The sequence below is a fragment of the Mesorhizobium sp. CA14 genome, from assembly GCF_020165195.1.
GTDB lineage: Bacteria > Pseudomonadota > Alphaproteobacteria > Rhizobiales > Rhizobiaceae > Mesorhizobium.
Map to the genome: position 1 here is coordinate 66,676 of NZ_JAIUHR010000008.1, position 25,154 is coordinate 91,829.

Genomic DNA, 25,154 nt, shown 5'->3' on the forward strand with positions numbered 1-25,154 from the left:
CGGATCTGGCGATCTTTGCGCCTGCCTGTCAGGCGCCGCGCGCCTGCAGCCATCTGAGCACCAGCGTTTCTTCCTCGTCCAGGCCGGGTATCAGGCGTTTGCGCTTGTTGGCCTCTGCCATTTCGTCAAGCAGGCGCCCTTTGCTCCAGGCCTCGAACACCAGCGGATGGATGTAGCATTTGCGGCAAACCGCCCGGGTATTGCCCAACCGCTCGGCGACCTTGTCGACGACGCTGTTGATGACCCGGTTTTGCTGCGTTTTGCTTTCCGGCAGCTCGGTCCCGGCAAACAGCGACGCCGCATGGATCGTGCCGCCCCAGGTGCGGAAATGCTTTGAGCTGAATTCGGCGCCGGATGCCTCGCGAATATAGCGGTTGACGTCCTCCGAGCGCACCGGCCGCCGGTCGCCGTTCTCGTCGAGATATTGGAACAGCTTCTGTCCGGGCAAATCCTGGGCGCCGCGCACGACCTTGGCGATGCGGCGATCGACCAGCTTCAGCTTCCATTCCTTGCCCGACTTGCCCTTGAAGGCGAAGCGCAGGCTGGATCCGGTGATCTCGACATGGCGGTCGCGCAGCGTGGTCAGTCCGAAGCTCTTGTTATCGCGTGCATAGGCCGCGTTGCCGATGCGGATCATTGTGTTGTCGAGCAACCAGACCACCGAGGCGACGACGCGCTCCATCGGCAGCCCGTGCCGGCGCAGATCGGCATCGATCTGCCGCCTGAGAGTGGGCAGGCTTTCCGCGAAAGCAACGAGGCTGGAATATTTGACGCCGTCGCGTTCCTCGGTCCATTGCGGGTGATAACGGTACTGCTTGCGGCCGCGCTGATCCCGGCCTGTTGCCTGGATATGGCCGTCCGGATCGGGTGATATCCACACATCCGTCCAGGCCGGCGGTATGACGATCGCCTTGATGCGGGCCACCGTCGTTTCGTCGACGGTTCCGCCATCGGCCGCCAGATAGGAAAATCCCGTGCCTTTCCGCAATCTGCGTATGCCGGGATCGGCATCGCTTACATAGTTGAGCGACGTGCTCTGGGCCGAGCTGTTAGCGCCGTTCCCTCGTGTTTCCTCGGCCCGCGTCGAACGGTCCGAAGGCGATTGTGAATGCTGCAACATGCCGGCTCCGCGAAATGGCCCGTAGATAAAGCCGCGCGCCGATGACTGGTTCCGAAAGGGGTTTCAGTCTCGATGGTTGGTGGATAGATCGCCGAAGACGGCGACGATCTTGCGCCGCGACCAAAGCCATCGGCGACGCCGCCGGGGCGGCGGCTTCATTTCGATGGTGATCATCGCCTGCCCTTCGTCGTGTCGCCATACCGGGCGCCCACCGATGCCCCCAGCGATTTGGCGAACAATGCCAGCCACACGATCGGCAGCGACAGCCTTGCGAAGGTTCTATCCTTGCCGGACAACCCTTCCTTGACCAGCTTGCCGACATTGCGCCGGTCGCGGAAAACCTTCCGGAACGGACGCACGGGTTTTTCGGCCTGGATAGACCGGAGATAGGCGCCATAGCGGCGCCCGCGGCGATACTGGTCGGCAAGCAAGCCGAACAGGCTCGTCTCGTTGCGATGAACGGTCAGGACCCTCGGTTCCCAGACCGGCCGCAAAGCCTCGGGCAGCCTGGCCATGAATTCGGTGTCTTCTCCAGACGTCATTCGCTCGTCGAACATCCCGTATCGGTCGAACAGCTTCCGGTCGAACGAAACGCCGTAGCGCTGCGCCTTCCCGGCCGAAAGACCGGGCAGGCGTCGCATATAGGTGACGAGATGCGCCGCGCAGGCGACCAGATTGCGCGGGTGGCTGTTGAGGACGGCGCTCGCCACAGCCGCAGCACCCTCCCGGTGATGCTGCAGCCGGATTTCAGCCCATTGCGGACAGGCCAGGCAATCGTCGGCGAGAAAGGCAACGAACGGAGCTTGCGTTGCAGCGATGCCGCGATTTCGCGCAGCGCCGGCAAACAATCGCTCCTCGACATCGATCGCTGTTGCGTCCATACCGCAATCGGCAAGCAGCGCCTTGGCGTTGCCGCCGCCGGAATTCACGACCACGATTTCTAGCGCAATATTCTGGTCGAGAATGGACCTTACCGCGGCCGCCAGCGCGGCCGGTGCCCGCAAACCAATCACCACGACCGCGAGATCCGGCCTCTCGGCCATCAGGCGCGTTGCAGTTGGGCGGCCGGTGCCGAGATCCGGCGCCGCAGCGCGATCTTCAGCCGATAGCGCATGCAGCGCCAGACATTCGCCCCCGCCCTTGGCGCGGCTTCGGCCACGCGGAGGAATCTTGCCGCCATGTCGAAATCGCCGCGTGCATAATGAACCCGCGCGATCTTCAAAGCGACGACGCCTTCCCTGGTCTTGAGCGATCGCTCCGGGATGCCGCAGGACCGGAGCCGGCGCAGCGCCAGGCGCCATTCGAGAAAGCGCGCGGCAGGCCTGACCGTGAAACGATCTTCGGAACGCTCAGCCGACACAAAATAGACGAAGACGGGCTGTGTCACGATCGCGAGCGAAGCCTTGGTCATCACGCGCGCCCAAAACAGCGTGTCCTCGTCATAGGCAAGGCCGGTCGCGAATCTTGTTTCGCCGACAGCCCGCCGCGACACCAGCGCGCTGCCGACCGCGATCGACCGTATCCGCCCTTCGAGATAGGCGCAGGCATTGGCCGGTCCGCTTGCCGTGTAGCCGCCCGGCAGCTTGGTCGACCGCTCCTCGCCATCGACTCTCCGGCGGTAGGCGCCGACCACCAAGTCCGCCCCTGGTTCCGCCACGGCCTCGGCCAGCAGTGCGCGCAGGCCACCTTCCAAATGGAGGTCGTCGGCATCGATCATATACATCCAGGGAAAGCGGGCCTGCTCCAGCGCCAGATTCCTGGAGCCGCCGGCGTCGCGGCAGCTCGATTTGATGACGCGCAGCGGCAACGCAAACCGCAACGCCGCTTCCAAGGCGACGGCCGCGGTGGCGTCGGACGACGAATCGTCGACCAGCAGCACCTCGCCGATGATTTCTTTTTCCGATGCCAGCGAAGCGAGCGTCCGGGCAATCGTCCGAGCCGCATCATGTGCCGGAATGATGACGCTTACCGCTTCCAATCCGCCTCCGCGCCACAGCCACGCAGGCGCGCCCCCCGTCAATCCCGTGCCCAGGATACCGACGGCAGGCGCATTTGAGAAGCGCCCACAAGCGATCGGGTTGTCGTTACACCTTTTCGACGGCGACCGGGATGACGTCGACGGCTTGCTCGCCGACCTGGCCGCCGGTGGTCTTCAGCACGCCGACGATCGGCGCCACGTCGGAATAGTCGCGGCCGTAGCCGACCGTGATATGGTCGTTGCTCGCCCGCATGCCGTTGGTCGGGTCGAATTCCTGCCAGCCGGCGTCGCGCCCGCACCAGGCCTTGACCCAGGCATGCATGGCATCCGCGCCTTCGAGCCGGGGCTTGCCCTTGGGTGGAATCGTGCGCAGGAAGCCGCTGACGTAACCTGCCGGAATGCCAAGCCCACGCAAGCCCGCGATCATGATATGCGAGAAATCCTGGCAGACCCCGCGCTTTAGGGCAAAGGCGTCGCTGGCCCGCGTCTGAACCGTCGTCGCCTTGCCGTCATAGGCGAAATCGCGATGGATGCGGTTGCAGAGACCGGTCGCCGTGGCGACCACCGAGGAGGCCAGGCTTTCCCGCGCATAGACGGTGATCGCCGGATCAATGCCGACATGATCGCTGGCGGCGAGGAAATGATGCGGCGCGGAGGGCGATAACGACCGCACCATATCCAGTTCCGACCTCAGCCCGCCGATGTCGGGCGAGACATCGAGGCCCGGCTCCGGCCGCGAGACCGAAACGCGAGCGCTCATGCGGATGTCGAGCGTCTCATGCGCCTCGCGAAAAGCGATCGAGGTGACGTTGTTGCCGAAGAAATCGGAAAAATCGGCACGTTCGGCCGGCGGCGGCTGGAAGGACAGCGAGGCCGCGATGACGCGCTGCACCCCGGCAATCGTCTGCGGCATCACGCGCACCTGATGCCGTCCGCCGCCGGCGGCAGCCGCATAATCGTAGTGCAACAGGAGTTTGATGTCGTAGAGCATTAGAGCAATTCCAGCAAAAGTGCATAGCGGTTGGGCTCGGCGGCTTCGCCGTAGCCTTGCGTCCGGAATTGCGCAAAAACAGAGAGATAGAGCATTGGAGGCGATCCTTTTCGCTGGAAATGCTCTAAGCGAAATAGGCACGTGCCAGGCTGTTATAGAGATCGCCGATCTGGCCGGCGAGGTCGTCGAGCACTTTGGCGCTCATGTCGGACGGCTCCATGACGGCGATTGCCGTGTTCAGCTGCAGGATTTCCTTGGCGGCGGGCGACATATGTCCCTCGCCGCCGATCGAAGGCAGCATGCCGATCTCCGCCTTCAGCCGCTCGAGCTGGAACAGGATGGAGCGCGGATTGAGCGGATCGAGCGCGAGCAGGTCGATCACCGTGCGCCGCCCCGCCTGCACCGGATATTGCCGGCGATGGGTCATGACGCTGTCGCCGATCTCCAGCATCATGTCGAGCGCGCCTTCCGGCGCCCCGTTCCTGGTCAGCCGGCTGAGCGTGCGGGCGATCTGGATGCCGCGTTCCAGCCTGCGGCCGATTTCCAGAAAACGCCAGCCGGTGAAGCGGTACATGTTTTCGTGCAGCAGGCCGGAAAAGCCGGCAAGCTTGCGCAGCATCACCGTCATCGCCCGCGTCGCGTCGTCTCCCGGCGCGACCGTCTCCGCGAATTTGTGGATGGTCTTGGACAGATCCTTCAGCGCCAACCAGCCATCGGGAGAGAAGCGGTCGCGGATCTGGCCGGCGCTATAGACCGCGCTGTCCAAAGTGCCGATCAGCCCCGGTGGTATCGCCGTTTCGATCTCGATGCCGAACGGTTCCAGATAGTCCCTAATATCGGCAAGCAGCGGCATATCCGGATCGGACGTCTCGGCAAGCCGCACGTGATAGGCGCGCAGCACGCGAACCGTGTCTTCCGAGCGCTCGATATAGCGCCCGAGCCAGGTCAGATTCTCGGCGGCGCGGCTGGGCAGGCTACCCGGCATGGTGCGGGTGAAGCCGTCATGCTCCTGCGGCAGCAGCGTCTCGCGCTCGACCGGCGTGTCACTGACAACCCAGACATCCGCCGCCTGACCGCCGCGCTGCATGGCGATCGCCGTCGGGTCGAGCGAAAAGCCCACACGGGCGAAGCCGCCGGGCATCACGGTCCAGCCTTCCGGCGTTCGCGCCAGATAGACGCGCAGGCTGGCGGGCCGTGGCTCCAGCCGACCGTCGACAAAGACAGGGGTGGTCGACAGCGTCACCGCTTCCTGGCCGACAAAACCGGCGCCGTCCGCCTCGATCCGCGCGACAAGATCGGCCCGCTCCCCGGCCGAAAGGGACAATCCCAGCCGGGTCGCGCCATCGTCCTCGAATGCAAGCCGGGGCGACAGCGCCGGACCGACCACCATGCGGTCGATATTGGCAAGCACATGCGCGCGCTCGGCGTCCTGCCCGCACCACCATGTGGCGATGCTCGGCAGCTTGAGATCCTCGCCCTGCAGCTCCCGCGCGATCCTGGGCAGGAACGACAGTAATGCCCGCGTCTCCATCAGGCCCGAGCCCAGCGCATTGACCGCCGAAACGGAGCCGCGCCGGATTGCCTCGACGAGGCCCGGCGTGCCGATTTGCGACTCCGGCCTCAACTCCAGCGGATCGGCGAAGGCGGCATCGAGCCGCCGCCACAAGACGCCGATCGGCATCAGGCCGGAAACGGTTCGCACCATCAGCCTGCCGCCGGAAACGGTCAGGTCCTCGCCCTCGAGCAGCATGATGCCGAGATAGCGGGCGATATAGGCGTGCTCGTAATAGGTCTCGTTGAGCGGCCCTGGCGTCAGGATGGCGACGCGACCGCCCGACTCATTGGCCATGGCGTTCAGCGTGTCGCGGAAGCGGCGGAAAAAGCCGGCAAGCCGATGCACATGCATCTCGCCATAGATGTCCGACAGCGCACGGGTGGTGGCGACGCGGTTCTCCAACGCAAAGCCTGCGCCCGACGGCGCCTGGGTGCGATCGCCAAGCACCCACCAGCTACCATCCGGGCCACGGCCGAGCTCGAAGGCGACCATGTGGAGGAAATGCCCGTTGGCCGGCCGGACGCCTGCTATCGGGCGCAGATATTCCGGACTGGCTGCAATCAGACCGGCTGGCAGAATGCCCTGCTCGACCAACCGGTTCGGTCCGTAAACGTCGGACAGGATCGCCTCGAACAGGTCGGCGCGCTGGACGAGGCCGGCGCTGATCTCGGCCCATTCCTTCTCGTCGATCAGCAGAGGGACATGCGCGAGCGGCCATTCGCGTTCATTGGCCCCGGCCTGCTCATAGACACGATAGTAGACGCCGGCGTCGCGCAGATACTGGTCGGCGCGGGCAAAGCGCTGCCCGAGCCGCTCCGCCCCCAGATCGTCGAGCGCGTCGATGAAGAAGCGCCAGGCCGGGCGGGGGCTGCCGGACGCGTCGACCATCTCGTCGACGACGCCTTCGATTGGCCGGTAGCGTTCCAGCAGGCTCTGCGCCCGCGGCCTGCCGCCCGCCCGTCTCTGATTCCCCTTGGCCATCGTCGATCAGAATCTCGCCGGCCGCCTGAGGTCAAGGGCCATGGGAAACTCTTCAGAGGCTTCTTCGTCACGCAGCACATAGCCGCCCGGCGTGTGACCGCGCGGTTCGAACCGGGCAAGCCGTCGCGCCTCGGCCTCGTTGCCGTTGACCGGGAAGGTGTCGTAGTTGCGGCCGCCCGGATGCGCGACATGGTAGACGCAGCCGCCGACCGAGCGGCCCGACCAGCGGTCGTAGATGTCGAAGATCAGCGGCGTGTTGACCGGCAGGGCCGGATGCAGGCCGGACGCCGGCTGCCAGGCCTTGAAGCGAACGCCGGCCACCGCGACCTCGCGATTGTCGGTGACCTTCATCGGCACGAGGCGCCCGTTGCAGACGACGGCGTGGCGTTCCGGATTGAGGCCTTCTGTCTTCACCTGCAGCCTCTCGACCGAGGAGTCCACAAACCGGACCGTGCCGCCGATGGCGCCCTGCTCGCCCATCACATGCCAGGGCTCCAGCGCCTGCCTCAGTTCCAGCTTGACGCCGGCATGTTGCACCTCGCCGCAGAACGGGAAGCGAAATTCGAGCTGGGCTGCGAACCATTCGGTGCGGAAGTCAAAGCCGTTCAGCTTCAGATCCTCCAGCACGTCGAGGAAATCCGCCCAGACATAGTGAGGCAGCATAAAGCGATCGTGCAGTGAAGTGCCCCAGCGCACGAAACGTCCGTCGAGCGGAATCCTCCAGGCGCGGGCGATGATCGCGCGCACTAGCAATTGCTGGGCGAGCGACATGCGCGCATTGGGCGGCATCTCGAAACCGCGGAACTCGACCAGCCCGAGCCTCCCGGTAGGCCCATCCGGCGAGAACAGCTTGTCGATGCAGATTTCCGAACGATGCGTGTTGCCGGTGACGTCGGTCAAGAGATTGCGGAACAACCGGTCGACCAGCCACGGCAAGGGCGCCTCTCCCTTGTCGGAATGCGGCACCTGTGCAAGCGCGATCTCGAGCTCATACAGCGCATCGTGCCGCGCCTCGTCGATGCGCGGCGCCTGGCTGGTCGGGCCGATGAACAACCCTGAGAACAGGTAGGACAGCGACGGATGCCGCTGCCATTGCAGCACCAGGCTCTTCAGAAGGTCCGGCCGGCGCAGGAACGGGCTGTCGTTCGGCGTCGCGCCGCCCACCACGACATGATTGCCGCCGCCAGTGCCGGTGTGGCGGCCGTCGATCATGAACTTGTCGGTGCCGAGCCGCGATTGCCGGGCTTCCTCGTAAATGGCCGTGGTCGTCGCGACACATTCCTGCCAGTTGGCGGCCGGGTGGACGTTGACCTCGATGACGCCTGGATCCGGCGCCACGCGGATGACGTTGAGGCGCGGGTCGTGCGGCGGGGCATAACCTTCGATATGCACCGGCAGACCGATGGCCTTCGCCGCATTTTCCGCCGCCGCCACCAGTTCGAGATAATCTTCCAGCGCCTCGACCGGAGGCATGAACACACAGAGCCGGCCGTCGCGCGGCTCGACGGTGAGCGCGGTCCGCACCGCGCCGCCGATCTCGGTCAGTCGCTGCTCGACCCGGTCCTGCTGGGCCGTGGCGGCGGTGAAGGAGGCCTCAGCCTGCTGACGCGCCATTTCGTCCGCGCCGCCGGCCGGAGCTTCCGGCAGGATTTCGGCGCGCGCCGGCAGCGGGCCACGTGGCACTGAGGGGTCGACCGGCACGATATAAGGGAATTGAGCCGGCGGCACATAGGGCAACGTACCGAGCGGCAGACGGTAGCCGACCGGAGAATCGCCGGGCACCAGGAACAGGCGCCCGCGCCTGGTCTTCCATTTCTCCGAGCGCCAGCGCTGTCCCGCGGCCTGGCTGTTCCAGCGCTGCACGGGCAGCACATAGCCGGACGGCTTGGTCAGGCCACGCTCGAAGACGCGGGCCATGCGGCTGCGCTCCTCCGGATCTTCCAGCTTCGAATTGGACGGGTCGACATTGTCCGGCAGCTTGCCTTCCTTGAGCAGCCACTCGCCCGGATCCTCATAGGCCTCGCCCACCATCGCCTTGTCGATACCGAGCTCGCCGGCAATCGCCTTGAGCAGGCTCTCGGCCTGCTCCGGTCCCACGGCCGCGCCACTCTTTTCTCGCGCGATCAGCGACGGATCGCGCCAGACCGGCTCGCCGTCGGTGCGCCAGTAGAGCGAGAAGGTCCAGCGTGGCAGGCTCTCGCCCGGATACCACTTGCCCTGGCCGTAATGCAGGAAGCCGCCCGGCGCGAAGCGCTCGCGCAGCCGGCGGATGAGCTGGTCCGCCTTGTCGCGCTTGGTCGGGCCAACGGCCGCCGTGTTCCATTCGGCGGACTCAAAATCGTCGATCGACACGAAGGTCGGCTCGCCGCCCATGGTGAGCCGCACGTCTCCGTCTTTCAGCGCCGCGTCGACTTTTTCGCCCAGTCGATCGAGCGCCTCCCAGCTTTCGTCCGAGAACGGCTTGGTGATGCGCGGATGCTCGGCGATACGGTCGACCTGCATGTCGAAGTTGAAATCGACATTGGCGAAGCTCGCCATGCCGGAGATGGGTGCTGCATTGCGGAAATGCGGCGTCGCAGCGAGCGGCACGTGGCTTTCGCCCGTGAGCAGGCCGGAAGTCGGATCGAAGCCGATCCAGCCGGCGCCCGGAATATAGACCTCGCACCAGGCATGCAGGTCGGTGAAATCAACCGAGGTTCCGGGCGGTCCGTCGAGCGAGACGAGATCCGGTTTGAGCTGGATCAGGTAGCCGGAGACGAAGCGCGCGGCGATGCCGAGATTGCGCAGGATCTGCACCAAGAGCCAGCTCGAATCCCGGCACGAGCCCTTGCCCGTCGCCAATGTCTCCTCGGGCGAATAAACACCCGCCTCCATGCGCACGATATAGGCGATCTCGCGCTGCAGCCTTGCGTTGAGGTCGACCAGGAAATTGACGGTGTTTGCCGGGCTGCGGTCGATGCTTGCCAGGAATTTCGACAACAGCGGTCCGGCAGGCTCCGGCGTGCGGTAGATGGCGAGGTCTTCCCTGATCTCTTCGGGATAGTCGAACGGGAAGGTCTCGGCGCTTTCCTCGACGAAGAAGTCGAACGGATTGTAGACCGTCATGTCGGCGACGAGGTCGACCTCGATCTTCAGTTCCGTCACCGGCTCCGGAAAGACGAAGCGGGCAAGGAAGTTGCCGTAGGGATCCTGCTGCAGATTGACGAAGTGGTTTGCCGGCTCGACCTTCAGCGAGTGGCTGAGCACCTTGGTGCGCGAATGCGGCGCCGGCTGCAGCCGGATCACCTGGGGACCGAGCACCACAGGCCGGTCATATCTGTAATGGGTCAGGTGATGGACGGCTGCCAGAATTGCCATGGTGCCCCGGAGAATGGCGTTTTATCGCCAGACCCTGACACATCTGGCGGCCATTCTCCAAGCAGAGATGTTGCGCTGCACCTAAATTATGCGGCTATCGAAAGTCTCGACGCATCGATTCGTCCTGCTATCCGCGACGGTCGCGGTACCTGCGTCTAGATGATCAGTACGTCGACAAACCTGCCGAACTTGCGCATTTTCTCAAGATTAACTGCAAGCCAAGCGTTCTTTAGGTGCTCCGCCGCGCGGTCACCGATCTCCGGCGTCAGCCCTGGCGGGGTTTTGGGAAAAGCTGCGAAGCGGTCACTACATGGGTGGAAAAGAAGACAGTACTCAAGTACGTGGGGCGTCCCGTCGGGGCGCAATGGCATTGTCTCCAGGGTGACAGGGGTCAATTCCTCAAGCCTCAGGGGAAACGACAGCCCGGCAATCCTGACTTCCACTTTATAGATATCGGGGTCTTCACGGTTCACAACCGGAATCCGGATCGAGACATCCGGCTGGTCCTCCACAATAACGGTGTGAGACCAGTTGCCGAGCTTGTTGGCTTCGACCTTGTAGCGAGAGAGACGCCTGCTCGCGGCCCTTTCCGGCGTGAAGGTTCTGACGAAATCCAGGATCGCGTCCTGAATCGCCAAGAGCTCGGGCATCGGATTTCGCCAATTCCAGTGCAGTTCACCGACAACCGGGACAGCGAACTCCTGGTAATACCGGCTGTCGATATGTACCTCCTCGACACTCCGCCTCAGAAGGTCCAGCATCGGCCTCTCGATCAGCGCCTGAATATGTTCGATATCCGAATTCGAAAGGTCTTCGATCTTGGCACCTGACGGATCCGTGTAGTTGATCCGTTCAACGGTGATATGTGAACAGCACGCCGCGGGATCTTCATTGCGAAGGAAGCGCACGGAGCTTGGAAGCAGGGCAAATTCCTTGACCAGGCGCGTAATATGCCAGCGCTGCCTCACAGCAACTCCGCCAGCAAGAGCGTGAGGACGCTCAATCTCCTCGAGCCAGCGGCTAATAGAAATACGAACGCTATCGAGACCATCGAAAACCAGATTGGCGTCCCAGACGTACATTGTCCGGGTGACCCCGCAATTGAGGCGGAGTGTCCAATTGTGTCCGGGATATATCGAAAATCTGCACCCTGCAGGGTGTGAAACCCAGGTCCCCCCGTTGAAGCTAAATTGACCCGGATAGCCGTCCTTCTGCACCAGACGCTTGCCGCGAAAACGTTTGAGTCCCTCACGGACACCATCGGCGCTGCTCTGAATTGCCATTGCGCTCTCCGAAACAACTGAAGAGCAACACTGATTATCCAAAAATCCTGTATTGTTTATTTAGCGACACGGCCTCAACAGGGGCCATCTGCCTCAAAAGAACGCCTGCAGCCCCGTCTGCGCCCTTCCGAGGATCAGCGCATGCACGTCGTGCGTGCCTTCATAGGTGTTGACCGTCTCCAGATTCTGCGCGTGGCGCATCACGTGATAGCCGATCTGGATGCCGTTGCCGCCATGCATGTCGCGGGCCTGGCGGGCGATGTCGAGCGCTTTGCCGCAATTGTTGCGCTTGACGATCGAGATCATCTCCGGCGCCATCTTGCCTTCGTCCATCAGCCGGCCGACACGCAGCGAGCCCTGCAGTCCAAGCGCGATCTCGGTCTGCATGTCGGCGAGCTTCTTCTGGAACAACTGCATGCCGGCGAGCGGCTTGCCGAACTGTTTTCTGTCCAGGCCGTACTGCCGCGCGCGATGCCAGCAATCCTCGGCCGCGCCCATGGCGCCCCAGGAAATGCCGTAGCGCGCCCGGTTGAGGCAGCCGAACGGACCGCCGAGGCCCTTGGCGTTGGGCAGCAACGCGTCTTCGCCGACCTCGACGCCTTCCAGCACCACCTCGCCTGTGATCGACGCCCGCAACGACAACTTGCCGCCGATCTTCGGCGCCGACAGTCCCTTCATGCCCTTTTCCAGCACAAAGCCGCGGATCTCATCCTTGCCGCTATCGCCCTTCAGCTTCGCCCAGACGACGAACACATCCGCGATCGGCGCATTCGATATCCACATCTTGGAGCCGGAGAGCTTGTAGCCATTCGCGGTTTTCTCGGCGCGCGTCTTCATGCCGCCCGGATCGGAGCCGGCGTCCGGCTCGGTGAGGCCGAAGCAGCCGATCCATTCGCCCGACGCCAGCTTCGGCAGGTATTTCTTGCGCTGCGCTTCCGAGCCATAGGCATGGATCGGATACATGACCAGTGAGGACTGCACGCTCATCATCGAGCGGTAGCCGGAATCGATCCGCTCGACTTCACGCGCCACCAGCCCGTAGGTCACATATCCGGCGCCGAGCCCGCCATATTCTTCCGGAATGGTGATGCCGAGCAGGCCCGCCTCGCCCATCTCGCGGAAGATCGAGGGATCGGTCTTCTCGTCGGCATAGGCTTCCTCGATGCGCGGCGCCAGCTTGTCGGCCGCGAAAGCTGCCGCGCCGTCGCGCACCATGCGTTCATCCTCGGAAAGCTGATCCTCAATCAGGAAGGGATCGTTCCAGACGAACGCGTTCTTTTCGGCGGCCATGGCCAACACTCCCGGCAAATTCTTGGATTGCGCGGCTTATCGGCCTCCGCATGCAAAAAATCAAACGAAATTGCATCACGGATCAATGAGCGTTAGTAATGGATCATGAACGTCCAGCGCCGTCTTTTGCCGAACACCGCCGCCCTTGCTGCCTTCGAAGCCGTCGCGCGCCTCGGCTCCTTCACCGCCGCCGCGCGTGAGCTCGACCTGACCCAAGGCGCCGTCAGCCGGCAGGTCAACCTGTTGGAAGAGCAGTTCGGCCGCCGGCTGTTCGAACGCGACAGCCGCAATGTCCGGCTTTCGCCGGCCGGCGAGATCTATGTCGAAGCGGTGCGCTCGGCACTTGGCCAGTTGCGCGACGCCGCGCTTGGATTGATGAGCAACCGGCATAGCGGCATTCTCAACTTGGCCATCCTGCCGACCTTCGGCACGCGCTGGCTGATGCCGCTGATCCCGGATTTCGTCGCCGGCCACCCCGACATCACCATCAACTTCGCCACCCGCATCGGACGGTTCGACTTTGCCCGCGAGCGGCTGGATGCCGCCATCCATCACGGCATGCCCGACTGGCCGGACGCCGATTGCACGCTCTTGATGCGCGAGGCCGTGATGCCGGTGGTTTCGCCCGAATTCCTGGCCACCCGCGCCATCGTGTCACCGGCCGATATCAGTCGTCTGCCGCTGCTGCACATGGCGACCCGGCCCGGCGCCTGGAGCGAATGGTTCGAGCATCAGGGGCTGGAGGCGCCGACCGGTCCCGGTATGCAGTTCGAGCAGTTCGGCACCGTCGCCCAGGCCTGCATGGCGGGGCTCGGCGTAGCGCTGCTGCCGGAAATCCTGATTGCCGGCGAATTGCAGCGCGGCCAGCTGGTGCCCACGCCCGGCCAGCCGATGCAGAGCCGCAGCGCCTATTACCTAGTCGTGCCGCACGACAAGCGTGGCCATCCGCCGGTCGCCAGTTTTCGCGACTGGCTGCTGGGCCAAATCGGCAAAGAGCCCACAGTGCTCGCCTGGTAGCTACTTCCGCTTCATCGCCTCGGCGAGCGCCGCGCCGAATGCGCCCTGCGAAGGCCGCTCCGGCTGGCGTTGTGGCGCTTGAGATCGCGGCGCCGGCTTGCCGCCGCCGTGATCGCGCGAGCCAGCTTTCGATGCACCACCCTCGCCGCCGTCCTTGCGCATAGACAGCCCGATGCGCTTGCGCTTGATGTCGACATCGACGACCCGCACCTTCACGACATCGCCCGCCTTCACCACCTCATGCGCGTCCTTGATGAAGCGGTCGGCCAGTTGCGAGACATGCACCAGCCCGTCCTGGTGGACGCCGATATCGACGAAGGCGCCGAAGGCCGCGACATTGGTGACGGTGCCTTCGAGCAGCATGCCCAGCTTCAAATCCTTGATGTCATCGACGCCCTCGGCAAAGGTCGCGGTCTTGAAACCGGGGCGCGGGTCGCGGCCAGGCTTTTCCAGCTCGGCGATGATGTCGCGCACCGTCGGCAGGCCGAACCGCTCGTCGACGAAGACGCGCGGGTCGAGCGCCTTCAGCGCGGCGCTGTCGCCCATCAGCGCGCGCACGTCGCGGCCGCAGGCGGCGACGATTTTCTTCGCCACGCCATAGGCTTCCGGATGCACCGATGACGCATCGAGCGGCTCCGTCCCGTTCGGGATGCGCAGGAAGCCGGCGCTTTGCTCGAACGCGCGCGGCCCGAGCCGCGCCACCTTGAGCAGGTCCTTGCGGCTGGCAAACGGCCCGGCCGCGTCGCGATGCGCAACGATCGCCTCGGCGAGCGACGGCCCAAGTCCCGACACGCGCGCAAGCAGCGGCGCCGAGGCCGTGTTGAGGTCGACGCCGACGGCGTTCACCGCATCCTCGACCACGGCTTCCAGCGAGCGACCGAGCCGGTACTGGTCGACATCGTGCTGGTACTGGCCGACGCCGATCGACTTCGGCTCGATCTTGACCAGCTCGGCCAACGGATCCTGCAGGCGTCTGGCGATCGACACCGCGCCGCGCAGCGAGACATCGAGACCGGGGAATTCCGCCGCTGCCGTGGCCGAAGCGGAATAGACCGAAGCACCGGCCTCGCTGACGATCACCTTGAGCGGCTTCGGCCCCGCACCTGCCGGCAGGTCCGAAAGCATGTCGGCAACCAGCTTCTCGGTCTCGCGGCTGCCGGTGCCGTTGCCGATAGAGATCAATTCCACCTTGTGCTGGCGGATGAGGGCGGCAAGTTCGGCCTGCGTGCCGCGCACGTCGTTCCTGGGCGGAAACGGATAGACGGTCGTGGTCGCCACCAGCTTGCCGGTGCCGTCGACCACCGCAACCTTGACTCCGGTGCGGATGCCGGGGTCGAGCCCCATGGTCGGTCGCGAACCGGCCGGCGCCGCAAGCAAAAGATCTTTCAGGTTGCGGGCAAAGACATGGATCGCCTCTTCCTCGGCGCGCTCGCGCAGGTCGCGCATCAGGTCTAGCGTCAGATGCAGCGACAGTTTGATCCGCCAGGTCCAGCCGGCCACTTCCATTAGCCATTTGTCGCCCGGCAGGCTGCTGCCGATCGCATAGGCATTGGCAATCATGCGCTCGACCGGTTTGACCGGCGAGGCGTCGTCGGCATCGACCTCAATGTCGAGCGACAGCACTTCTTCGTTGCGGCCGCGCAGCATGGCCAAGGCACGGTGGCTGGGCACACCCGCCCAGCGCTCGACATGGTCGAAATAGTCGGAGAATTTCGCGCCGGCCTCCTGCTTGCCGTCAACGACCCGAGCGCGCAGGAAGGCGCGTTCCTTCATATAGGCGCGCAGCTTGCCGACCAGATCGGCATTTTCGGCGAACTGCTCCGACAGGATGTCGCGCGCGCCTTCGAGCGCGGCCTTGGCGTCGGCCACTTCTTCGGTGACATAAGCGAGGGCGAGCTCGGCCGGGACCGCCGAGCGGTCGGCCAGGATCGCCTCGGCGAGCGGCCCAAGCCCTCGCTCCTTGGCGATCTCGGCCTTGGTGCGTCGCTTCGGCTTATAGGGCAGATAGATGTCCTCGAGCTCCGCCTTTGTGGCGGCCGCGGCGATCTTGGCTTCCAGTTCCTCGGTCAGCTTGCCCTGCTCGCGGATCGAGCTGACGATCGTCTCGCGCCGCGCGTCGAGCTCGCGCAGATAGGCGAGCCGCTCGGAAAGGTCGCGCAATTGCGTGTCGTCAAGCCCGCCGGTGACCTCCTTGCGGTAGCGTGCCACGAAGGGAACTGTCGCACCTTCGTCGAGCAGCCCGATTGCCGCTGCGGCCTGTTCCGGCCGCGCGCCGATCTCGGCCGCGATGATTGCTGCGATGCGCTTGATATCCGATGCCATGCTCGTCCCTGTCGAAAAGAGCGGCGACCATAGGCCGGGAGAACTGCTACGCCAACCGCAACGGTTTCATCACGCGCCGAAGGTCCACAGAAAACAGCCCTTGGAAGCAGCCTCTGGTCGGCTCAGACCATGCCGCTCAACGCCTTGAAGAATGCCACGAGCTCCGCATCCAGCTTGTCGTCCACGGGCTCCGGCTGCGACGACATCTTGGCGATGACCACCTCGGCCTTCGGATTGACGTAGAGCCACTGGCCGTGAATGCCGATGCCGCAGAAGGCGCCGCTGTCGTGGCCGGTCTGGTACCATTTGTTACGGTAGCGTCCCTTCGGGAACAAAAACGCCATCGTGCCGCGTTGCCAGGCCTCAAAGCTGCCGCCGGTGGCGATCGTGTCGTGCACCCAGGCTTCCGGCACGATGCGGCGGCCATTCGCTGTGCCGCCCTGCCGCATCATCTCGCCGATCCGGGCAAGATCGCGCGGCGTCATCGACATGCCGCCGGCCGTGCGCGCCGTGCCTTCCATGTCGACCGTCACCGACATTTCGCTTGCGGCACCGAGCGGCAGCCAAAGCTTTTCGCTGAGCAACGCGCTGACGCGCATGCCGGAAGCCCGCTCGACCAGGATGCCGAGCACGTCCGAGTTGGGCGAGCGGTAGCGGTAGGTCTTGCCATGCGGCTCGGCAAGCCGCTGAATGGTCATCAGGAATGCTGCGAGGCTCTCGGACCCGCCGCCAGGATTCCACAGCGTCGAGCGGCGATAGCGGGCGAAGGCGCTTTCCGGATCGAGATAGGCTTCCTCGAAATCGAGGCTGACGGTCATGTCGAGCACGTTGCGCACGCTCGCATCGACATAGGCCGAGCTCTTGGCTTCGGGGATGTATTCTGTAACCGGCGCGTCGAGGTCAAATATACCCTCGCCTTCCAGTATGCCTGCGAGGATCGCCGTCACCGACTTGCTGATCGAAAAGATGATGTGGCGCGCTCCGAACGGCATATGCGGCGCCGACCAGTCGCCGACAAGCTTGCCGGCCTTCAGGATCGTCAGCCCGTCCGTGTCGGAACGCTTCAGGAAGCTCTCGACGGTCTCACTGCCGCCGGCAAGCGATATCTTTTCCTCAAGCAATGCGCCGAGCGGTTTCGCTTGGCTCTCGCCGCCGGGCGCCGCCGCGACATGCGCGCTCGGCACCAGCTCGCCGACATTCTGGAAGGACCATCGGTTGAACGGCGAAAGCCGCCAGTTGTCGAGCCGCACATCCTTGCGGGCAAAGCCGTATCTGGCCTCGAACGCGGTCTTGCCGCTCATGATGCTCTCCCGGATCTTATTTGCGGTTTCAGGCCAGCGCGGCGGCAATGGCATGCACCGCCTTCTGCGTCGCCACCGAATAGACGGAGTTGACGAAATCCGGATAGGTCGAAAGCTTTACCACGACGATCCTGTGTTCCCAGCTCATATGGATCAATTGGCCAAACACACCGCGGCACATCAGCGAGCGTGAGCGCGAATCCTCGATCCAGAACTGGTTGCGGTAGCTGCCGTCCGGAAGGCTCGGGCTGAAATTCGGCCCGTGCCTGCCGTTGCGTGTCGCCTCGATCCAGTCGGCCGGGATCACGCCGCCGCCATTGTCGAGGATCAATTGCCCGAAGCGGCCATAGTCACGCAGCGTCGCATTGAAGCCGCCATCGGCAAGCGCATAGCCGGCGCTGTCGACGGTGAAGCAGGCGCTCTCGTCGGCGCCGAGCTTCTGCCAGAGTTCTTCCGAGACCAACTGCGCCAGGCGCTTGCCGCTCACCCGCTCCATGATGAAGGCGAGCACGTCGGTCTCGATCGAGCGATATTCGAACGCCTCGCCATGCGGGCGCACTCTGTCCTTCAACCGCAGGATCAGCTCGAAGAGGTGCGACGGCCATGCAAAGTCCGGATCGCTGCCCGGCGGGATCGGCTTCCAGCCGGTCGCGACATCGACCTGGCCGATATCGGAATAGCGGTCGGTATATTCCTCGGAAAAGCGCACGCCCGTCGTCATGTCGAGCACATGCTGTACCGTGGCGCCGGCCCAGCCGGTCTCGCCGAGCTCCGGCAGATAGTCGGTGACCAGCCTGCCCGGATCGATCAGGCCGCGCCCAACCAGGATACCGCACACCGCTCCGGTGACCGACTTCGCCATCGACTGCGACAGATGCAGCGTGCGCTCGTTCATGCCGTTGAAATAGCGCTCATAGGCAATCCTGCCGTCCTTCAGCACCAGGAAGCCGTCGGCATAGGTTTCGTCGAGCAGGCCGGCGAGCGTCGTCGCCGCGCCTTTGCTATCGACCACCGGCAGATCGTCGAGATCCACCTCCGCGCGCTCGAGGCGATGGCGATGGCCGCTACCGCGCCACACCTCGATGGTCGGCAGGAATTCGCGGATATGCTGGAAGGCCCAGCGGTTCCAGGGCGGCCGATCCCAATCGAGCTTCGGCGGCACCAGCTTGGGCGGCGAGCCCTGCATGATCGGCGGCCGCGGATCGGAGTTGCGATAGGATTGCATCAAATCCTCCCTGGACACACGAAGGGGAGGCCGGAGCCTCCCCTCCTTTCATACCTGGCTGCGAAAATTACTTGCGCAGGTTCGTCCAGATCTTGTTGTAGATCTCCACCACGTCCGGCGGGCACGGCGGCACGAATTCCGCTGCCGGAGCGCCTGCCGGCGGATTGAGTTCCGGCGAGTTGGCGAACTCCGGCGGCAGGAATTTGTGACTGCCCGCGATGCCATTGTCGTACCCGGCAAACTCGGAGATCAGCGCCGCGTTCTCAGGCGCCATGACGAAGTCCTGGAACAGCTTGGCGTTCTCGAGGTTCTTGGCCCCCTTCAGCACTGCGACATTGTCCATCCAGCCTTCGATGCCTTCCTTCGGATAGGCATATTTGATCGCCGGAATCTTCTGGCGCGAGCGGTAGGCCGCACCATTCCACTGTTCGGTCACAATCACATCGCCGGAGGTGATCTTGGTGATGGTGTCGTAGCTGAAGGTCTTCCATGACGGTTTGGCGGCCATGAGGATGTCGTTGATCTTCTTCAGGCTGGTCTTGTCGGCGCCGCAGCGCGGCACGCCGGCGTAGCGCTCGGCGGCGTGCATGACGGTATTGACATCGTCGAGCACGTTGATCTGGCCTTTCAATTCGTTCGGCGGATCGAACAGGATCGCCAGCGTATCGATGTTGCCCTTGAACTTGTCCATGTTTACGGAGAACGTCGTCGTGCCGAACTGCCACGGCGCTGTGTAGTGGCGACCCTTGTCCCAATAGATATCGAGGAAGCGCGGATCGATGTTCTTGCCGTTCGGCATCGCATTGGGCTCGGTCTTTTCGAGCAGGCCCTCTTCGATCATGATCTTCACGGTGTAGTCGGACGGCACCACGATGTCGTACCCGGAATTGCCGGCGCGCACCTTGGACAGCATGGTTTCGTTGGAATCGTAGTCGTCCAAAGTCACCTTGACGTTGTACTGCTTCTCGAACTTGTCGATCAGCTTGGGGTTGGTGTAATCCCCCCAGTTGTAGATGTGCAGTTCGCCGTCGGCGAGCGCCGGTACTGCCCATAGCAGAACGGCCGCGGAAACGGCCGCCATCAGTTTTCCAGACATTTTATGTTCTCCTTGCCTTCCCATTGTTGTGTTGGAGTTCTTGGATCATTTTGCGCGTCGCCGTGCGATTAGGAACGAGACCGAGACGAACAGGATCGACACCAGGAGCAGGATGGTCGAGATGGCGTTGATCTCCGGCGTCATCGGCCGCCGGATCTGGTTCCAGATGTAGAGAGGCAGCGTCGTCTGGCCGGGGCCGGCGACGAGCTGCGTGATGGTGAAATCGTCGAAGGAGACGATGAAGGCCAGCGCCGCGCCCGACATGATGCCGGGGACCAGCAGCGGCAGTGTGATGCGCTTGAAGGCGTTCCACGGCGTCGCATAAAGGTCGGCCGCCGCATATTCCAGCGTCAGGTCCATGTCCTCAAGCCGCGCCCTGATCGGCATATAGGCGAAGGGGATGCAGAACACTGTGTGGGCGAAGATCAGATTGCCGATGCCGAAATTCAGCCCGAGCGTCCCGGCGATCAGCGCGAAGAAGGAAAGCGTCGCCACCGCCGTGATGATCTCCGGCACCATCAGTGGCAGGTTGATGATCATGAACGCCGCGGCAAGCCCGCGCCATGGCTTCACCCTTGTCATGCCGATTGCCGCAAGCGTCGCGCAGATGGTCGAGACGATCGTCGCGGTCACCGAGATGATCAGCGTGTTTTTCGCGGCGCTGTGGAATTCCTCGTTGAGGAACGCGCTGCCGTACCAATTGAGCGTGACGCCTTCCCAATGCGTGACCAGCGAGCCGCTGTTGAACGAGAAGATCATTAGGATCAGCACCGGTATGTAGAGCACCAGCAGGCAGATGATGGCGATCGAGCGGAAGCCCGGCTGGTCCTTGATGTCCATGACGCGGGGCTCAGCCATGCTGCACCTTCCCCGACGTGTTGCGGACATAGAAGAACAACGCCACCAGCACCGCCGCCATCAGGATCAGCGCCTGCGCGCAGCCGAGCGGCCAGTTGCGGCCCGAACCGAATTGCTGCGCGATGAGATCGCCGATCATCAGGTGCACGCCGCCGCCCAGGATCAGCGGCGTCACATAGGCGCCGAGCGCCGGGATGAAGACGAGCAGGCAGCCGGCGATGATGCCGGGCTTGGACAGCGGGATGATCACCCGCCACAGCACCTGCCGGCGCGTCGCATAGAGGTCGTAGGCTGCCTCGACCAAGCGGAAGTCGAGTTTCTCCAGGCTCGAATAGAGCGGCAGCACCATGAAAGGCAGGAAGGCGTAGAGCAGGCCGAGTTGAATGGCGAAGTTGGTGTAGAGCATCGTGATCGGCTTCTCGATCACGCCGAGCGCCAGAAGCGCGTCGTTGATCAGGCCCTCGTCGCGAATGATGAACATGATCGCCAGCGTGCGGACCAGAAGGTTCGACCAGAATGGAATCGTGATCAGAAGCACCCACCAGTTGCGCTGCGCCGGCGGTCGCGTGGCCATGAAATAGGCGGTCGGAAACCCGAGCAGCAAGCAGATGATGGTCGTCACCACCGCGAACAGGAAGGAGCGCAGGTAGATGATCAGGAAGTCCGGGGTGAATTGCAGCGTATCGTCGAAAATGTCGCGCTGGAACAGGAAGTTCAGATAGGCGTCGGTCGAGAACTGCCATTGCACGCCGCCATAGGGCGCGGCGACGAGGAACGAGTAGACGCAGATGATGATGAGCGGCAGCACGCCGAATATGCCGATGATTATCAGCGCCGGCAGCGACAGCAGCCGGTTGCGCCGCGCGCCGGCTTTCACCGCCTGGGCCTCGAACAACGCAGCCTTGGAGAGCGGTTGTGGCGACAGCGGGGTTGGGGAGAGCGTGGCTGTCGTCATCAGTCTTTCAGAACGCGGGCGGCGTCCTCCTCGAACTGGATGCCGACCTTGGCGCCGGTCGCGTAGGTCACCGGCGACGACCGGCTGTTCTGATGGCGCACGATGAAATTGTCGCCGCCGTCGAGCTTCACGTGATAATGCGTGTCGGTGCCGAAATAGACAATGTTGGACAGCGTTCCGGCGATCGTGCCCTTGGCCGGATCGGCGACAAGATCGGCATGCTCGGGGCGCACCACCAGCGTCACTTCGCCGGTCGGATCGAAGCCTTCCGGATAGCCCGCGCTGATCGTGGCGCTGCTGGCGAATTTGACCGTCGCCACGCCGCCCTGCTTCGACACCACCGTACCCGGCAGGAAATTCGTTTCGCCGATGAAGTCGGCGACGAAGCGTTCGGCCGGCCGGTCGTAGATGTCGCGCGGAGTGCCGACCTGCAGGATCTTGCCGGCTGACATGACCGCGATGCGGTCGGACATGGTCAGCGCTTCCTCCTGGTCATGGGTGACGAAGATGAAGGTGATGCCGGTCTCGTGCTGCAGCCGCTTCAGCTCGATCTGCATTTCCTTGCGCAGCTTGTAGTCCAGCGCCGAAAGCGGCTCGTCGAGCAAGAGCACCTTCGGCTGCGGCGCCAAGGCCCGGGCCAGCGCCACGCGCTGCTGCTGGCCGCCCGAAATCTGGCTGGTGCGCCGCGCCTTGAGCGCCTCCATCTTGACCAGCTTCAGCATCTGCGCGACGCGCGCCTCGATCTCCGCTTTCGGCTTGCCGAGCATCTCCAGCCCGAAGCCGATATTCTGCGCCACCGTCATGTGCGGGAAGAGCGCATAGCTCTGGAAGACAGTGTTGACCGGGCGTTTGTAGGGTGGCAGCGGCGCGATGTCCTGGCCGTGCAGCAGGATCTCGCCGGCGGTTGGGAAATCGAAGCCGGCAATCAATCTCAGCAGTGTCGTCTTTCCGCATCCGGAGGGGCCGAGCAGTGTGAAAAATTCGTTCTCGCGGATCGACACCGACACCGTGTCGAGGGCGGCTACCTGGTTTTCGCCGGTTCCGAAAACCTTGCGAACACCGCGAACTTCGATCGCGTTCTTACCCGGTTGTTCCGGCACGATTACCCCATTGAGAGCGCCTGCTCTTGTCGGCAGGTGTGTTCCTGTTTTGATTGTCACCATAAGCCGGTCGGCTTGGCAACTGCGCGGCAGTGACTCGATCCGAGTCCCCATTCAATTAAGCAATTCCTATGCCATCGTTAGGCTTGGTAGGTGATCCTCCCTCCGCAGATAGTGGTCACCGGATGCACGGTGTTCAGCGCTTCCGGCGCGGTCGCCTCGATATCGGCCGACAAAACGACGATATCGGCGAGATATCCCGTTTTGAGGCGACCCTTGCGATGTTCGTTGAACTCGGCATAGGCGCCCTCGACCGTGTAGCCCGCTATTGCCTCCTGCAACGAGAAGCTCTGGTCCGGCATGCCTTCTGCCCAAGGCTTGCGCATCACTGCCGCCTGGATGGACAGGATCGGATCGACCGGCGAAACCGGCCAGTCGGACGCGAAAACCACGCGCGCGCCGGCGTTTTTCAGCGTGCGCCAGGCATAGCTCAACGGCCACTTGTCGCGGCCGATGCGCGAGATCGTCGGCTCGAGCGGGAAGTTCATGGCGCCGGGCGGATGCGCCGGCTGCATCGACGCCAACACGCCGAGCTCGGCGAAGCGCGGCACGTCCGGGGCCGTGATCACTTCGATATGCTCGACGCGATGCCGGCTGTCGCGCCGACCGTTCTTCTTCAGCGCCGCCTGATAGCCGTCGAGCACCGCCCGCACGGCGCCGTCGCCGATCGAGTGCACAGCGATCTGCAGGCCGCGCCTGTCGGCCTCGACCGCCACCTCGGCGAAATGTTCCGGCGAAAACAGCGGCTCGCCGCGCCATCCGGGCCGGTCGGCATAGTCGTCCACCATCACCGCCGTCCAGGAATCCAGCACGCCGTCATAGAAGAGCTTGACCATGCCGGACGACAGCCAATCGGAATGATAGGTCTGGGCCATCCGCGAGGCTTTTTCCAGCATGTCCAGCTTCATGAAATTCTTGAAGTGGAAAGGGATCTTGGTGCGGCACAGCAGCCGTCCCTCTTCTTCCAGCCCGGCCAGCAGCTCGAGCTGGTAGAGATTGCCGTCCATGTTCTGGATCGAGGTGATGCCATGCTTGGCGCACCATTCAAGCCCGCGGTGCATCAGGTCGCGATCGGCTGCCAGTTCCTTCGCCGAAGGATAAGGATCCGGCTCGGCGCCCTCGAGGCCAAGCCGTGTCCGGTTCGCCCCGTAATGGTCGAGGACCGGTCCGAAGGCTTCGCCTTCGCGCAGTTCGCCGGCGGCAAGCCCGTCGGCGCCCATGACGACCTCATTGCCCTGTCCGACCTGCCGGCCATGGAGCAGCCCGGCCTCTTCCAGCGCCTTGGTGTTCGCCCACATCGTGTGGTGATCCGAAGCCGACATGGCGAAGGGCCGGTCGGGAATGATGCGGTCGAGATCGTGGCGGGTCACCGGCTCCGGCAGGATGGCGTAGTCGACGCCGGCGCCGATCAGAAGCCTGGCGTCCGGCCGCTTCGCCGCGAAATCCTGGATCGCGTCGCGCAGCGCGTCGAAGCCATGCACGCCGGCCAGATGCAGATTGTCGAGCTCGGCCGCGCCGCCGAACAGATGCATATGCGCTTCGATGAATCCCGGCAGGACCGAGCCGCCCAGAGCGTCGACAACCTTTGTCGCCGGCCCTTTGAGCTCTTCGATGGAAGCGCGGCTGCCGATGGCAATGATGGCGCCGTCCTTGACGGCAACAGCCTCGGCGGCGGGATTGTCGTCGTCCATGGTCAGCACACGGCCGTTGACGACCACCAGATCCGCACCACCATTCGCAACCGACATCGCGACTCCACATTTTGCTGAGTGACCGGCAGCGCACGTCCAACGAGCTGCCGCTCTACCGGGGGCGGCGCCATGGGACAAAAATCGATGCCGATGCGCCGTCTTCGAAATTCCCCTTGTTATCGTTGAAGACAGCGTGGATAAAGAATGCGACTGTTTATTCGCGTTTGTCAACAGCCGGAATTTGGAATGTATAGTGGACTGCACCGCGCGCCGATGGTGGGGCCGAGCGGGGAACGGGGGCGACGGGCAGTGAAGCGCAGTCTCGACCGCAAGACCAAAATAGCGCTCGAACCGCGCAAGCAGCCGCGGCAGCAACGGTCAAGCAAGGTGGTCGACAGGATTCTCGATGCGGCCCTGATCCTGACGCGGGAGCAAGGAACCAGAACGCCGACGACGCTCGCCATCGCGCAGCGCGCGGGCCTGTCGGTCGGTTCGGTTTATCAATACTTTCCCAACAAGGAAGCCATTCTTCTGGACCTGGCCCGGCGCTGGCTGTCGTCTTTTCCCGAGGTGATCCGGAAACGCATCAACGCCCCCCGGCCGACCAACCGTGAGGAGTTCCGGCGCGAAGTGCGCAAGCTCTTCATCGACACATCCAGGCTCTATCTCGAGAACGCCACGCTGATGCCGGTGATCGAGGCCATATCCGGCAACGCCGACCTGAGGCCGATCCAGGACGAATATGACAAAGACATCATCGCCCTTTACGCCGCGTGGCTGCAGCATGTGAATCCGGCTCTCGAAGACAAGGTCGCCAGCCGGCTCGGCGTGCTGATGATGGAAGTCGGCCATGTCTGCCGGCTTGTCGGGCTGAAGAGGGATCGCAGGACATACAACCTCATCGAGGACGATGTGGAAGCCATGTGGCTCGCTCTGGTCAGCCCTCATCTCAATCTCGAGTGATTTCACACTTC

The 25,154-nt window shown here is 63.7% G+C and carries 18 protein-coding genes; 2 read left to right on the forward strand and 16 right to left on the reverse strand.

All coding sequences use genetic code 11. The features are described from left to right. Window positions 1–28: 28 nt before the first annotated feature. From LB565_RS11655 to LB565_RS11690, 8 genes are all read right to left on the reverse strand, one after another. Entirely contained in the window at window positions 29–1,120 is a 1,092-nt protein-coding gene (locus LB565_RS11655; RefSeq protein WP_224583995.1) for a DNA topoisomerase IB, read from the reverse strand. A 170-nt stretch (window positions 1,121–1,290) separates the two neighbouring features. Beyond that, window positions 1,291–2,163: a glycosyltransferase family 2 protein gene (locus LB565_RS11660; protein ID WP_224583997.1), complete on the reverse strand. Its 873-nt coding sequence runs from the start codon at window positions 2,161–2,163 to the stop codon at window positions 1,291–1,293. After that, window positions 2,163–3,098, reverse strand: a complete 936-nt coding sequence (locus LB565_RS11665) for a glycosyltransferase family 2 protein (protein ID WP_224583999.1) — start codon at window positions 3,096–3,098, stop codon at window positions 2,163–2,165. The genes LB565_RS11660 and LB565_RS11665 overlap by 1 nt, the downstream gene beginning before the upstream one ends. Before the next feature lie 106 nt (window positions 3,099–3,204). Further along, window positions 3,205–4,089, reverse strand: coding sequence for a transglutaminase N-terminal domain-containing protein (locus LB565_RS11670; RefSeq protein WP_224584000.1), 885 nt, complete (start codon window positions 4,087–4,089; stop codon window positions 3,205–3,207). 124 nt (window positions 4,090–4,213) lie between these two features. Beyond that, on the reverse strand, window positions 4,214–6,625 hold the full coding sequence (locus LB565_RS11675; protein WP_224584001.1) for a circularly permuted type 2 ATP-grasp protein: 2,412 nt from the start codon (window positions 6,623–6,625) through the stop codon (window positions 4,214–4,216). 6 nt (window positions 6,626–6,631) lie between these two features. Then, window positions 6,632–9,982 (reverse strand): DUF2126 domain-containing protein, encoded by a 3,351-nt coding sequence (locus LB565_RS11680; RefSeq protein ID WP_224584002.1) that lies wholly within the window; start codon window positions 9,980–9,982, stop codon window positions 6,632–6,634. 155 nt (window positions 9,983–10,137) lie between these two features. Next, window positions 10,138–11,265: a hypothetical protein gene (locus LB565_RS11685; RefSeq protein ID WP_224584003.1), complete on the reverse strand. Its 1,128-nt coding sequence runs from the start codon at window positions 11,263–11,265 to the stop codon at window positions 10,138–10,140. Window positions 11,266–11,358: 93 nt separating this feature from the next. Then, a complete protein-coding gene (locus LB565_RS11690; protein WP_224584004.1) occupies window positions 11,359–12,555 on the reverse strand; it encodes an acyl-CoA dehydrogenase in 1,197 nt (398 codons plus the stop codon). 105 nt (window positions 12,556–12,660) lie between these two features. On the opposite strand from LB565_RS11690, the gene LB565_RS11695 reads away from it, so the two are divergent. Next, a complete protein-coding gene (locus LB565_RS11695; RefSeq protein ID WP_224584005.1) occupies window positions 12,661–13,572 on the forward strand; it encodes a LysR family transcriptional regulator in 912 nt (303 codons plus the stop codon). On the opposite strand, the gene LB565_RS11700 is transcribed toward LB565_RS11695, so the two are convergent. The 8 genes from LB565_RS11700 to LB565_RS11735 form a co-directional block, all read right to left on the reverse strand. Further along, window positions 13,573–15,894, reverse strand: coding sequence for a Tex family protein (locus tag LB565_RS11700; protein ID WP_224584006.1), 2,322 nt, complete (start codon window positions 15,892–15,894; stop codon window positions 13,573–13,575). A gap of 122 nt (window positions 15,895–16,016) precedes the next feature. Continuing rightward, on the reverse strand, window positions 16,017–17,195 hold the full coding sequence (locus LB565_RS11705) for a serine hydrolase domain-containing protein (RefSeq protein WP_224584007.1): 1,179 nt from the start codon (window positions 17,193–17,195) through the stop codon (window positions 16,017–16,019). Between the two features lie 28 nt (window positions 17,196–17,223). Continuing rightward, window positions 17,224–18,420, reverse strand: coding sequence for a serine hydrolase domain-containing protein (locus LB565_RS11710; protein ID WP_224584008.1), 1,197 nt, complete (start codon window positions 18,418–18,420; stop codon window positions 17,224–17,226). 67 nt (window positions 18,421–18,487) lie between these two features. Beyond that, on the reverse strand, window positions 18,488–19,516 hold the full coding sequence (locus LB565_RS11715) for an extracellular solute-binding protein (RefSeq protein ID WP_224584009.1): 1,029 nt from the start codon (window positions 19,514–19,516) through the stop codon (window positions 18,488–18,490). Between the two features lie 45 nt (window positions 19,517–19,561). Continuing rightward, entirely contained in the window at window positions 19,562–20,374 is an 813-nt protein-coding gene (locus tag LB565_RS11720; RefSeq protein WP_224584010.1) for an ABC transporter permease, read from the reverse strand. After that, window positions 20,367–21,329 carry an ABC transporter permease gene (locus LB565_RS11725; RefSeq protein WP_224584011.1) on the reverse strand — a complete coding sequence of 321 codons (963 nt, stop codon included), beginning with the start codon at window positions 21,327–21,329 and terminating at the stop codon, window positions 20,367–20,369. Before LB565_RS11725 ends, LB565_RS11720 begins: the two co-directional genes overlap by 8 nt. After that, a complete protein-coding gene (locus tag LB565_RS11730; RefSeq protein WP_224584012.1) occupies window positions 21,329–22,429 on the reverse strand; it encodes an ABC transporter ATP-binding protein in 1,101 nt (366 codons plus the stop codon). Before LB565_RS11730 ends, LB565_RS11725 begins: the two co-directional genes overlap by 1 nt. A 140-nt stretch (window positions 22,430–22,569) precedes the next feature. Beyond that, window positions 22,570–24,237 (reverse strand): amidohydrolase, encoded by a 1,668-nt coding sequence (locus LB565_RS11735; protein ID WP_224584013.1) that lies wholly within the window; start codon window positions 24,235–24,237, stop codon window positions 22,570–22,572. 252 nt (window positions 24,238–24,489) lie between these two features. Here LB565_RS11735 and LB565_RS11740 point away from each other — a divergent pair, with 252 nt between their 5' ends. Beyond that, window positions 24,490–25,143, forward strand: a complete 654-nt coding sequence (locus LB565_RS11740) for a TetR/AcrR family transcriptional regulator (RefSeq protein ID WP_224584014.1) — start codon at window positions 24,490–24,492, stop codon at window positions 25,141–25,143. The last annotated feature ends 11 nt before the right edge of the window (window positions 25,144–25,154 follow it).